8 protein-coding genes and 1 pseudogene are annotated in these 12,175 nt (G+C 67.2%); 4 read left to right on the top strand and 5 right to left on the bottom strand.

Annotation, left to right across the window (positions count from 1 at the left end; genetic code table 11):
• Nucleotides 1-68: 68 nt before the first annotated feature.
• Nucleotides 69-1,421 carry an MFS transporter gene (locus tag ACZ54P_RS30860; protein ID WP_465465107.1) on the bottom strand — a complete coding sequence of 451 codons (1,353 nt, stop codon included), beginning with the start codon at nucleotides 1,419-1,421 and terminating at the stop codon, nucleotides 69-71.
• Between the two features lie 200 nt (nucleotides 1,422-1,621).
• Between ACZ54P_RS30860 and ACZ54P_RS30855 the strand changes: the two genes are divergently transcribed.
• From ACZ54P_RS30855 to ACZ54P_RS30840, 4 genes and pseudogenes are all read left to right on the top strand, one after another.
• A complete protein-coding gene (locus tag ACZ54P_RS30855; protein WP_465465106.1) occupies nucleotides 1,622-1,753 on the top strand; it encodes a hypothetical protein in 132 nt (43 codons plus the stop codon).
• Nucleotides 1,753-2,304: pseudogene (locus ACZ54P_RS30850) on the top strand (DsbA family oxidoreductase); the annotation flags it as partial. The gene ACZ54P_RS30855 and the pseudogene ACZ54P_RS30850, both read left to right, overlap by 1 nt.
• A gap of 172 nt (nucleotides 2,305-2,476) precedes the next feature.
• The gene (locus ACZ54P_RS30845) at nucleotides 2,477-3,244 is read left to right on the top strand and encodes a serine/threonine protein kinase (RefSeq protein WP_465465105.1); all 768 of its coding nucleotides are present in this window, start codon (nucleotides 2,477-2,479) and stop codon (nucleotides 3,242-3,244) included.
• 39 nt (nucleotides 3,245-3,283) lie between these two features.
• Nucleotides 3,284-3,841, top strand: coding sequence for a hypothetical protein (locus ACZ54P_RS30840; RefSeq protein WP_465465104.1), 558 nt, complete (start codon nucleotides 3,284-3,286; stop codon nucleotides 3,839-3,841).
• Here the strand turns inward: ACZ54P_RS30840 and ACZ54P_RS30835 are convergent.
• The 4 genes from ACZ54P_RS30835 to ACZ54P_RS30820 form a co-directional block, all read right to left on the bottom strand.
• Nucleotides 3,819-4,223: a hypothetical protein gene (locus ACZ54P_RS30835; RefSeq protein WP_465465103.1), complete on the bottom strand. Its 405-nt coding sequence runs from the start codon at nucleotides 4,221-4,223 to the stop codon at nucleotides 3,819-3,821. The genes ACZ54P_RS30840 and ACZ54P_RS30835 overlap by 23 nt on opposite strands.
• A 123-nt stretch (nucleotides 4,224-4,346) precedes the next feature.
• On the bottom strand, nucleotides 4,347-8,096 hold the full coding sequence (locus ACZ54P_RS30830) for a glycoside hydrolase family 2 TIM barrel-domain containing protein (RefSeq protein ID WP_465465102.1): 3,750 nt from the start codon (nucleotides 8,094-8,096) through the stop codon (nucleotides 4,347-4,349).
• Between the two features lie 22 nt (nucleotides 8,097-8,118).
• On the bottom strand, nucleotides 8,119-9,585 hold the full coding sequence (locus ACZ54P_RS30825; protein ID WP_465465101.1) for a family 43 glycosylhydrolase: 1,467 nt from the start codon (nucleotides 9,583-9,585) through the stop codon (nucleotides 8,119-8,121).
• Between the two features lie 2 nt (nucleotides 9,586-9,587).
• Nucleotides 9,588-12,119, bottom strand: a complete 2,532-nt coding sequence (locus tag ACZ54P_RS30820; RefSeq protein ID WP_465465100.1) for an alpha-L-arabinofuranosidase C-terminal domain-containing protein — start codon at nucleotides 12,117-12,119, stop codon at nucleotides 9,588-9,590.
• Nucleotides 12,120-12,175: the final 56 nt, after the last annotated feature.

Here is a 12,175-nt window from a genome sequence, read left to right as displayed (position 1 = left end):
CGCAGCCGGGGCAGGTAGCACGCGACAAGATCCACACGGTCACGCATCGCCGTGCTCCGGGGCCCCACTCACGACTGTGCCGCGCGATCGGCGACCGAACTCACCGGCAACCGGACCGCCGCGACGGCCCCGCCCGCGGCGATCAGGCAGATGACCAGGAAAACGACCCCAAAGGCCAACTTGGGGCTCGCGTCGAGGCCGGCCAGCACCGCGCCGGTCACCGCCACTCCCGCGACCGCACCCACCTGTCGCACGGTGTTGAACAACCCCGAGGCACCACCAGCGGCGTCCGGGTCCACCGATGCCATCGCGATGGCGGACAGCGGCGACCACGCCAGGGCGTTGGCGGCGCCCAGCATCGCGGCTCCGGGCAGGATCCACCAGGGACTCAGGTTCAGCATGACCACGAGACCGATGAGCAAGAGACTCGCCGTGAGCAGGCTCATGCCGAGTATCGCCGGCAGTCTCCCTCCCACCCGGTCGACCCAGCGGCCCGCCGAGGGCGACATCAGGATCGCCACGAGAGCATCCGGCGACATGACCACGGCGGCCTCGATCGGTCCGAACCCTCGTACGTCTTGGATGTAGAGCATCGTCGGCAGGGCCATCGCGAGGACCGTCGCACCGAGAGAAGCCATCGCGAGACTCGCGGTCAAATAGCCGGACGATCGATAGAGATCCAACGGCGCCAACGCCTCCTCGCCTTCGCGACGTTCGCGGCGGTAAAAGCAAACGAGCAGCGCGACGGCGATGAAGGCCGCGGGCAAGGAAAGAGCGCCCCAAGACAGCAGGGCCCAGACGAGAAGGCTCAAGCCCGCTGTGCTCAACACAGCACCGAGGAGATCGAATCGTGTGGTCCCGCCCCGGCTACCGGGAATCAGGCGGACACCCACGACGACGGCGATGCCGCAAAGGGGCACGTTGACCCAGAAGATCCAGCGCCAATCCAGGCTCGCCGTCAGCAGCCCGCCCAAGATAGGCCCGAGCAGGGTGGCAGCGGCGGCGACCGAACCCCAGATGCCGAAGGCGCGCCCGCGCTCGTCCTCGGCGAACAGCCGTCGAATCAGCGTGAGCGGCTGAGGGGCCATCGCGGCGGCCGCCAAGCCTTGCAGGGCCCGGAACGCGATGAGCCAGCCGATCGACGGAGCGAGACCACACAGCGCGGACGCGACCGCGAAACCGCCCATACCGAAGAGGTAGACGCGCTTCGGATCGAAGAGATCACCGAGCCGTCCGGCGACGAGCAGCGGGACCGAGAACGCCAGCAGGTATCCGGCCGTCACCCAGAACAGCTCGGCGACGTCCCCGCCGAGATCGGCTTGAATGCTCGGGCTCGCCACGGCCACGATCGTCGTATCGAGCAACAGCACGAAGAACCCGGCGAGCAGGGCAGTGAGCCCTCCCCAATTGGACGTCACCACTGGGCGTTTCGTCCTCTAAATGCGGTAGTTCGGTGTACGAACTACCGCATTTAGAGGACGAAACGCGGGGCAGTCGTGGTCGGCTGGCACGGGCATGGGCACATCGATGTGCGTAGCTGACATGGAAGTGCCTCCTTACCGCCGCGGCCCATACTGGCGTAAGTTGCGGTTACGAACAAGAAGTATCCAAGGAAGTGGTCATGACTGCGTCTGCCGCCCCCGAAGCACCCGAAAACGCGCTTCCCGAAGAACCGGAGCCTGCCGGACCGAAGCTGGTCGTCCTCGGCTCCGAAGACGCGCCGCTCTGCACGGATGGGGTGTGCTCGTGGTGATGTACGTCGACGTCTGGTCCGACGTCGTCTGTCCGTGGTGCTACATCGGCAAACGCCGGATGGAGACCGCGCTCGGCGAGTTCGCGCACGCCGACGACGTCGAGGTGCGCTGGCACAGCTTCCAGCTCGACTCGTCGCACCCCAAGGGCCATCGCGAGCCGGTGCGGGACATGCTCGCCAAGAAGATCGGCGCGCCGCCCGAACAGGTCACGGCGATGACGCGGCAGGTAACCGAACTCGCCGCCGCGGAGGGCCTCACCTACGACCTCGACAACGCCGTGTCGGTCAACACGCTCGACGCCCACCGCCTGAACCATCTGGCCGACCAGCACGGGCTCGGCGATCGGATGCACGAACGGCTGCTCAAGGCACACCTCTGTGACGGCGAGATCGTCGACGATCTCGACACGCTGGTCCGGCTCGGCGCCGAAGTCGGCGTCCCCGAGGACGAGGCGCGCGAGGTACTGGAGGGCACGAAGTTCGCGGGCGAGGTCGACGCGGATTTCGCCGAAGCGCGCAGGATCGGCGTCAACGGCGTGCCGTTCTTCGTACTGAACGGCACTTATGGCGTTTCCGGTGCGCAGTCCCCGGTCACGTTTCTTTCCGCGCTGGAAAAAGCGCACCGATCACGATAGGGCCACGGAACCCGTCCGTCGTAACAACGCCCGTCCGCCCCACGAGTGGTAAGCCGATGGCTTCGGCACGCGAAAAGGGGAGACGATCTTGCAACGGGCGGGTTCTGTATGGTTCTGGTCCCTGCTCGGCGCCTTCATCGCCGCGGCACTCGGCACCGCGATCAATTTCGCGACCGACCTCAAGACCAATTACCTGGCGTGGGGTCTCGCCGTCGCGTTCACGATCGCGACGGGGCTGATCAGCGGAATTTCACAGGTGCTCAGTCGTCGCGACGGTGACGGCGCGCGGTCAGCGGACCCGGCGCGCGTCCCCCACGCCGGGCAGCCACAGGTCAACGTCTGGCTGGTGTTCTTGGTACTGGGGGTCTCGGGGTCCGTGCTGACGGCCATCTTCGTCGGCGTTCACTTCGCGGGCTCGGCCCAGACAGCCGGCACACCGCTGCCCGCCGTGGTCGAACCGCGCCCGCAATCCCCACCGCCGACGACCACCACGCTGATGCAATCCACGACCTCGCACGTGACGACTTCCACCGCGACCGGGCCCACCTCGAGCGAAGGCATCGCGGAGTTCGTCACCGGTTACTACCGCCTGATGCCCGACACCCGTGCGGGCTGGCCGCTCATCGGGCCGAACCTGCGACGCCGCGGTCTGACCGATTACGAGGCCCACTGGGGAAAGATCAGTGCGGTGGACGTTCACAGCGCCTCGGCAAGCTCCGCGACGACCGTGCGGGCGCGCATCACCTTGCACTACCGCGACGGCCGTCCCGCCCCCACCGAAACCCACGAACTGACGGTCATTCCCTGCGACGGCCGCCTCTGCATCGACGCCGATACCCTGCTCCGGGCGAAATAGCGATCGCGATCCGGACGAACGCGGTTTAGGGTGCCGATCATGACCGCTCTTCCCCGTGGCGGCCGCCCTGCCGAGGCACTGGCCGCCGTCGAGGCGAGTATCGAGGAATGCTGGCGGCGGTTCCGCACCGAATACGGCGTCGCCGCCGGAACACGCGAGGAAACCGAACTCGCCGAGATGGTCGTCGCCGATACCTCGGCCTTCGCCTGGCGAGTGGTCGACGCCGCCCTGTGCCGGCTGCGATGCCCGGGATGCGGCAATGAGCTCGGTGCCGGTCCCACCGGTTGTGAGAAATGCGATGGTGCCAACGGTTTCCGGTTCGCGGCCATCGAGATCGACAGGCCCGCGACGCCGCGGGGCACCGAACACGGGCTCCGTGTCGCCACGGCCGTCGCCCGTACCCGGCACCGCTACGGAGTGCGGGCCCGCTGCGGCTTCGAACTCGGACTGCCGGTTCTCCTCGACGGCGAGCTGTCCAGCACGGCCCGAGCACAGGCCTACCGGGCTGCGATCAACAAGCTCACCGAGGAGGAGTGCGAACGCGTGACCTCTTTCGAGGAGGTCACGCGCCGGCTCAGTAGTCGTCGCGGCCGGTGAACTGCTGTTCGAGCAACTCCGCCGAACCCGCGACGAGTTCGAGCGGGTCGGTGAACTCGTTGATGTCGAGGTTCACCAGCGGCAGGGAATGGCGCAGCACCAGGTGCTCCCCCATGACCACCAGGCCCCCGACGACGATCGTGTTGCCGATCTCGGTCAGCACGGTCGCCAGATCGACCTGGTCGACGCGCGCGAAAGGCGTCGCGATCTGCACCCAGTCTTCACGGCGGTCGAAGACCTCGCGCGCGATGACCACGGTCTGGGCCCGCTCTTCGTAGTCGTCATCCCCATAGGACAACCGGATCCGGATTTCGTCCGGTTCGTCCCGGACAATCCGATATTGCTGCCGTACGAACGCGACCAGATCGGCCCACTCCGCCATGAACTCAGTCCTCCCTCGCAGTCGAAGACCAAGCCTAGCGACAGCGGGTGGACAGGAGCCGCCCAGTAACTCGTGAGTGGTAATGACGGTTAGAACCGTCATTACCACTCACGAGACCGAAGATCAACCGCCGCTCGGATGCCCCGCTCGCGCTTCCTGCGAGGTCAGCGGCCGCAGCGACAGCGTGTACTCGTAGGTGCTGTCCTGCTGGACTTGGCTACGCTCACGGACCGGGTTGGGCGTGTCCCCGACACCGGTCACCGCGTGACTCGCGTGCAACGTGAACCAGCCCTTGTTGCGCTGCAGTTGGAACGGGTACGCCGCCCGGTCGAGGTCGTCGAACGGCGTCACACTGACGTCGTTCGCTCCCCCGACCAGCAGGCCACCGGTCCGGCCGTCGGTGAGCAGCGCCCACCGGCTGTCGGTGTGGTTGCCGTGGTCCTGCGGCCGGTGATAGTCGACGTACTGCTGGTCCACCGTGGTCGACTGCACGCCGATCGGCGTCCCGTCCTTGCGGTCGACGTAGCTCTCGGCCTTCCGCCCGTACCAGGCGAACCGGTCGTAGGAATCCGGCACGGCCAGTGAGACACCGATCCGGGGCAGGTACGGCAAGGTACGCACACTTCCCTGCGGCACCACCTTGTTGCCGAGGCTCAGCGTCCCGGACTTGTCGACGGTGTAGGTCATCGTCTGGTCGAACCAAGCCCCGGTGACGTCCGGCGCGGCGACCCGGCTGTCCACGATCACCCGCGCGCTTCGCGAGCCGTCCTTCTCCACCCGGACACCGGTGACCGTGGTCTTGAGCCGGTCCAGCCCCGCCTTGCGCCAGTCCTCGCCTTCGGCCCGGCCCCAGGCGAAGGTCTCGTTGCTGATCGGCGCCCGCCACGCGTCGAGCTTCGGCCCGCCGCTCAGCAGTTCCTTGCCCTGGTGCCGGATCGACGACAACGTCCCGGTGGTCTTGTCCACTTTGTACGTGACGCCCGCCGCGGACGCCGTCACCGATGCCGTGTCCTCGACTACGCCGACAGACTTCCCGCCGAGCGGTGAGCGGTCCAGACCCGGAATCCGCTTGCCGCCCAAGGAGAACTGGTCGTGCGCCAGGACGTGCCCTCGCGCGAGCATCGGCTCGCCCTGGGTGGTCACCGCCTCGACGGTGAGGAACCGCTCCCGGTCGGTCGGATTCGGCGGTATCGGCAAGGAGATCTTCCCCGTCGACGCCGCGCCGACGCGCAACGGCCGCTCGCCCTGAGCGACGATCCGGGAACCTTCCTGGATCCGCCACCGCAGGTTCAGCTCGTCGGTGCCCTTGAACTGCCGCTCGTTGGTCACCGCCAGTGTGCCGCCTTCATACGCGAACCGGATCGGCTGGTGCGCCCACGCCATCTGCGCGGTCTCCGGCTGCACCGAACGGTCCGAACCGATCAGACCGTCCACACCGGACAGACTCGATCCGTAGGAGAGGTGACTTCCCCGCTCGGTGACGCTGTCGAAGTCCAGCGCCAGTACCGCTCCACCGACCGGGGTGGTCCCGGACAACTCCGCCGCGGTGAGCGGCTTGTCGTAGATGCGGACGTCGTCGACGGCGCCGCGTCCCATCCATCCGATCGAAGACGGGTCGTTCCACGACGTTTCGAAATCACGGCCGATGTTGACCTCGGCCGACGAGGTGTCGATCGCGCCGGTGAACGGCTTGTTCGCGATCTCCTTGCCGTCGAGGTACAACCGCAGGGCCGTGCCGTCGTAGGTGCCGCTCACCCGGTGCCAGTTGCCGTAGAAATCCGCGGGCACCTTGGCCTGGACGGCTTGCCACGTTCCACTGTGGATGAAGAACTCCAGGGTGTCCTGCGTCTTCATCTTGAGCGCGTACTGGTGGTCGCCCTTGCCGAGAATGCGGAAGTCGCCGGTCCATTCACCCGGCTTCACCCACGCGTCGAGTGTCAGCGCCTTGCCCGTGATGTCGAGTTTCCGGTCGCGGTACACCTCGACGAAATCGTCCAATCCGGACAGTGCCAGCGCCTTGCCGCGATGCCCCTCGACCAGATCCGGCTTCCCGGTCACATGCGCCGAGATGTCGTTGCCGGACGAGTCCGGCGTGAGCCGGATCGGCTGCCGGATGTTCTGCTCCGCCCAGTCCCAGATGAACCCGCCTTGAGTCTGCGGATGCGCGCGGGTGATGTCCCAGAACTCCCGGAAGTTGCCGAGGCTGTTGCCCATCGCGTGGGCGTACTCCCCGAAGATCAGCGGCTTCGTGGTGTTCTTCGCCTGTTCGGCGAACTTCTCCGGAGACGGATAGCGCGGCCCCCAGACGTCGGCGAAGGGGGCGTCGCCGTCCGGATTGTTGGACTGGTGGTAGATCGGCCGGGTCGGCTCGTTCGCGTCCAGCCATTCCGCCAGGGCGAAGTGGTGAGCACCGAGCCCGGCCTCGTTCCCGGTGTCCCAGAGGAAGACGCTCGGGTGGTTCTTGTCCCGTTCGACCATGCCGATCATCCGGTCGAAGAACGCGTCCCGCCAGGCCGGATCGTTCGCCTGGCAGTACTTCGCGCAGTTCTCGTGATTGTGGGTCTCGATGTCGATCTCGTCGTCGACCCAGATTCCGTGCCGATCGGCCAGCTCGTAGAAGTACGGGTCCGACGGGTAGTGCGAGGTGCGGACCGCGTTGACGTTGAGCTGCTTCATCAGCGCGACGTCGCGTTCCTGCGCCCGGCGCGGCACATGCCTGCCGTGGTCGGGATCGGTCTCCGCGCGGTTGACGCCCTTGAACAGTAAGCGCTTTCCGTTGACCAGCAACTGTTTGTCGCGGATCTCGATCTCGCGGAACCCGACCGTCTCGCTGGTGATGTGCGTGACCCGGCCGTCGGGTGCGGTCAGCGTGAGGACGGCCGTGTACAGGTTCGGCGTCTCGTCGGTCCACTTCGCCGGATCGCGCACCGGCAGGCTGAGCGCGGTCTTCCCACCGGGCTCGACATCCCCGCCGGTCTTCCCGACTTCCCTGCCGGCCGCGTCACGCAGGCTCAGGCCGACACGGTGCTTGCCCGTCGTTCCACCGGGCTTCGTGGCGACCTCGACCGCGGCCTTCAGCGTGGCGTCGGTGTAGGTCGCGTCGAGATCGGTGGTCAGGCCGACGTCCTGGATGAAGGTGCCCGGCGTCGAGCGCAGGGTCACCGAGCGGAAGATGCCCGAGTACCGCCATTGGTCGACGTCCTCCAGGTAGGCACCCGCGCTCCAGCGGTGCACCTGCACGGCGATCCGGTTCGGCCCCGGCCGCAACGCGGACGAGATGTCGAACTCCGCCGGCGTGTATCCGCCCTGGTCGTAGCCGATGTACGTCCCGTTGACCCAGACGAAGTACGCCGACGTGACGCCCTCGAAGCGCAGGAAGGTCTTGCGCTGGGTCCAGTCCCCGGGCAGCGGGAAGTCCCGGATGTAGGCGCCGGTCGGGTTGACCTCACGCGGGACGCGCGGCGGGTCGTCCGGCTGGATCTCGGTGGCGATGTTGCGGAAGATCGGGTGGTCCAGGCCGTCGGTCTGCCACGTGTGGGGCACGGACACTTCGCGCCAGCGTGACGCGTCATAGCCGTCTTCGTGGAATCCCGCCGGTACCTGCGCCGGGTTGTCCGCCATCGCTATCCGCCAGATGCCGTCGAGCGACATCGTGTACGGGCCGCGTTCGTCACGACGGGCGGCGGCGGAAACGTCCGCGTAGGGACGCAGGTCGGCGTGGGCCGGTTCCTGTCCTTCGGAGACTTTCCGTGGATCTTCGAGGTAGGTGTAGACGTCGTCGGGCGGGCCTTCGGCCGAGGCCGGTGAGCCGGCGGCGACCAGGGTACCGGCGAGCATCGCCAGAACCCCGACGATGGGGCGTGTTCGCAGCACTGCGTTCAACCTCCCAGAGAGTTCAGCTGAGCCGGAAGCTGACCCGTCGACGATCTCGTACCCCGGCACCGGGGCGGAAGGGCAAGATCCTTCCATTGTCGTGGGCCAAATAGGTGGCGGAGTCGCCCAGCAGCCGGAACGACACCGCCTGCGAGTCCGCCAGGCCCGGCACCCGGGTGAAGCTCGCCGCCCGGCCGTACGTGTCGCTTTCGTCGTACGGATCGATCCGGACGGTCGCGCCGTCGACCACCCGGACGTACCGGTCCGGGAAGTTCACCGACTGCAGCGCCACCGTCCCGGCACCGCGGAAACCCGCCACGATCCGGAACTGCGAGTCGGCGAGTTCACGGACGTCGCCGTCGACCGTGAGCCGGTGTTCGTAGTGCCGCACATACGACGCGGGAGCGTCCAAAGGGGACAATCGGAAGCACGGCCCGCCCTTGCCGACCGGGACACCGAAACTCGGAGTGCCGTCGTTGTTCCAGTACAACCGCTGGACCCGCGTGTGCCGGTTCGGGTCGTACAGCGGATCGCCGGTGATGTCGCGGTAGTCGCGGGCGTGGTAGACGAGCACGTCGGTCCGGCCGTCCTCGGCGACGGTGAACGAGTTGTGCCCCGGCCCGTATTGCCGCGTCGCCTCGTTCGTGGTGAACACCGGCTGCGGCGACTTCGTCCACGACCTCGGATCGAGCAGGTCCGAACGCTCGTCGGCGGTGAGAAGTCCCATGCAGTACCGGGCGTCGGTGGCGCTCGCCGAGTAGGTCATGAAGACCCGGCCGTTGCGGACGAGCACGGCCGGGCCCTCGTTGACCTTGAAACCTTGGATCTCCCACGGCAACGTCGGCACGGCGAGCCGCACCGGTTCGCCCTTGAGCGCCAGCGGTGAGGCCATTTCGGCGAGGTAGAGATTGCTGTTGGTCTCGATGCCCGGCTCGCTCTGCGCCCAGGCGAAGTACCGCTTGCCCCGGTGCTCGAACGTGGTCGAGTCCAGGGTGAAGGTGTCCCACTTGGTCACCATCTGCCCGCGCAGCACCCAGGTGTCCGCGCGTGGATCGTCCGAAGTGGACTCCAGGACGTAGGTCCGGATGCGGAACACGTTGTCCGAATCCCCGGCGGCGAAGTAGATGTACCAGCGGCCGTCGATGTGGTGCAGTTCGGGCGCCCAGATGTGCCCGCCCATCTTCCCGGACGACGGACGCCGCCAAACCGTCTTTTCCTTGGCCGTGGCCAGTCCGTCGATCGTGGCGGCGCCGCGCACGACGACGCGGTCGTACTCGGGCACCGAACCGGTCAGGTAGTACATCCCGTTCACCGGCCGGGTGATGAACGGGTCGGCGCGCTGCTCGACCAGCGGGTTCCGGGTGGTCAACTGGGTCGGCGCAGCAGCGGTTTCGGCGGCCGTGGCGGTGTTCGCCGCCAGCGTCCCCACGGCGGTGGCGGCCAGCAGCCCGCCACCCGCTTTGAACAGGTCACGTCGGTCGATGGTCATGGTCATCCCCTCACTCGGGCCGGAAACCGCAGGAAGGTCACGGAGTTCGGTGGGAAGGTGTAGCTGAAGGTGTTCGCCACCCCGGTGAAGCGCGACTCTCGCGGCGCGATCGGCGTGGCGAAGGCGGTGTTGACGTCGTCGGGCGAACCCTGCAGCGTCGTCACGCGAGCCGTGGAGCCCGGCTGGACGCGGGTGCCGAGGTCGACCCGGGTGCGGGCGGCCGCGTTCTGCGCGTTGACCACCTTGACCACGAGTTCACCGGTCTTGAGGTCGCGGGTGACGACCTGCCGGAACGGTTCGGCGACCTGGTCGTCGGTGAAGGAGCCCCACTTCTGCCCGTCGAGGAACAACGTCACCTGACGGCCGCGGACCTCGACGCGCAGGTCGTACTGACGACCGGTCTCGATCTTGGTGTCGTTCTGGAACAGCGTCTGCTTGGCGCCACCCTCGGCCTTCTCGACGGCGGAGACGGTGTTGTTCCAGCCGCCGAGGTTCCACCAGTAGTTGTTGCCGGTGTCCTTCACCCCGAACGCGACGAGGAACCCTTCCCGTCCGGCGGTCTTGGTCGCCTTCACCGAGAAGTCGTAATTGCTCCAGGCCGGATCACCCGCGGTCACCAGCGTGTTCTCCGCGGCCTGATCGGTCTGGACGTACGCGCCGTTCGACACCGCCCACGAACCGCGTCCGGCCACCTTCGACCAGCGTGAGTCGTCACCGGAGAAGTCGTCGGAGAACAGTTGCGCGCCGGCGGCCGAGGTGACCTTGACGTCGTCGTAGGCCGCGCTCGTGGCCCAGGTCGACAGTCCGATCGCACCCGAGATCGGGGCGACCGTCGACGGCGTCGACGAAGCCTTGCTCGGTACGACGTGGTCACCGGCGTTGGTCATGAACAGCTTCTGCGTCTGGTAGCTGGCCGATCCCCACGAGCGCTGGTTGTCGAACCAGATCATGTCCGGTTTCCACTGCACGTAGTCGGTGTTCGCCAGCAGCGGCGCGTACGACGCGAGCTTGACGACGTCGGCGTTCCGCTCCAGCCCGGTCATGTACGCCGCCTCGGCCAGCGCGTTGCCGAACTTGTTGTCCAGCGACGCGTACTCGCCGAGGAACACCTTGGGCCCGTTGCGGTCGTAGGTGTCGTACCGCTGGTTGTTCTGCAGAAACCACTGCGGACTGTTGTAGTAGTGCTCGTCGACCATCGCGACCTTCGCGTCGCGGTTCAACTGCCACAGCCTGTCGAACGTCGTCCCCGTGTCGTCCGGACCGGAGTTGCCGATCACGGTGATATCCGGGTACTTCGCCGCGATCGCCTTCCGGAACTCCGTGAAGCGGGCGAAGTACTCGTCCGGCAGGTTCTCCTCGTTGCCGACACCGAGATGCGTCAGGTTGAACGGCGCCGGATGCCCCATCTCGGCCCGCTTCTTGCCCCAGGTCGAGGTGACCGGGCCGTTGGCGAACTCGATCAGGTCGAGCGTGTCCTGGATGTGCCGCTGAAGCAACGCGGGATCGTCGGTGGCGCGGTTCTGCCCGCAGCCGGTGACCAGCGCGGGCACCACCGGCAGCGGCATCGCGCCGATGTCCTCGGAGAATTGGAAGTATTCGTAGTACCCAATGCCGTAGGACTGGTTGTAGCCCCAGAAGTTCGCGTTCGTGGCCCGCTGCTCTACCGGCCCGATCGTGTCCTTCCACTGGTACGAGCGCTTCCGCTCCCAATTCGGCGCCTCGTAGCCCTGATGGCTGCCGGTGTTGACCAGGCAGCCGCCGGGAAACCGGACGAAGCCCGGCTTCAGCGCGGCGATCTTCTCGGCCAGGTCGGCCCGCATCCCGTTGGGCCGGCTCTTGTAGGTGTCCTTCGGGAACAGCGACACCATGTCCAGCCGCAGTGTCCCGCCGCCGGAAGCGGTCAGCGCCAGCCTGCCGACCGCGCTCGACTCCCGCGCCCGGATCGTGCCCGAGTACCGCACCCAGCCGTCGCCGCGGACCTGGATCCGCAGCGGGTCAGCAAGCGCTTTCCCAGCCGGGTCGGTGACCGCCGCCGTGAGCGGCGTCCCCGCCACGCGATCGGTCCGCGCGAACACCGAGAAGTCGTACTGCTTTCCCTTTTCGACGCGGACTCCCGAGTTGTAGCCGGAGTTCGCGACGCCGTATTCACCGCTGGAAAGGTCGAGCCGGAGGTAGCGCCGGTTCCGGTCGTTGAGTCGCTGGGCGTCGTCGGCGACCTGCGCCGTACCGGTCCCCCCGCCGAGTGACGTCGGCGCCCAAGACGTCAGTGGGGTGTAGGACGCGTTGTCGGCCTTGTCGTACTCGAAGGACCGGTTCTGGACGAGTTCCGCGTACAGACCGCCGTCCGCGGCACGGTTGATGTCCTCGAAGAAGACGCCGTACAGCGAACGGTCGATCGTGGCACCACGCCCCGCCCCGTCGACGGCGAGCGTGTAGTCGGTCTGCGCCTGGCCCGAAGCGGGTTGAACGGGCACGAGGACACCGGCGGCGATGGTCAGGGTCAGCACACTGAGCCGGGCGGATCTGCTGCGCACAGCACTTCCTTTCGCGACATTGCGAGGAGCCTGGGGTGGGGAGGTGGGGCGCGTTG

Source organism: Amycolatopsis sp. NPDC034160 (genome assembly GCF_055575355.1).
This window is presented reverse-complemented; position numbering and strand designations above follow the sequence as displayed.

Excerpts from the sequence above, each read along its gene's own strand:
- ACZ54P_RS30855 (WP_465465106.1), top strand. The coding sequence starts at position 1,622 with ATGACTGCGTCTGCCGCCCCCGAAGCACCCGAAAACGCGCTTCCCGAA.
- ACZ54P_RS30840 (WP_465465104.1), top strand. The coding sequence starts at position 3,284 with ATGACCGCTCTTCCCCGTGGCGGCCGCCCTGCCGAGGCACTGGCCGCC.
- ACZ54P_RS30835 (WP_465465103.1), bottom strand. The coding sequence starts at position 4,223 with ATGGCGGAGTGGGCCGATCTGGTCGCGTTCGTACGGCAGCAATATCGG.
- ACZ54P_RS30825 (WP_465465101.1), bottom strand. The coding sequence starts at position 9,585 with ATGACCATCGACCGACGTGACCTGTTCAAAGCGGGTGGCGGGCTGCTG.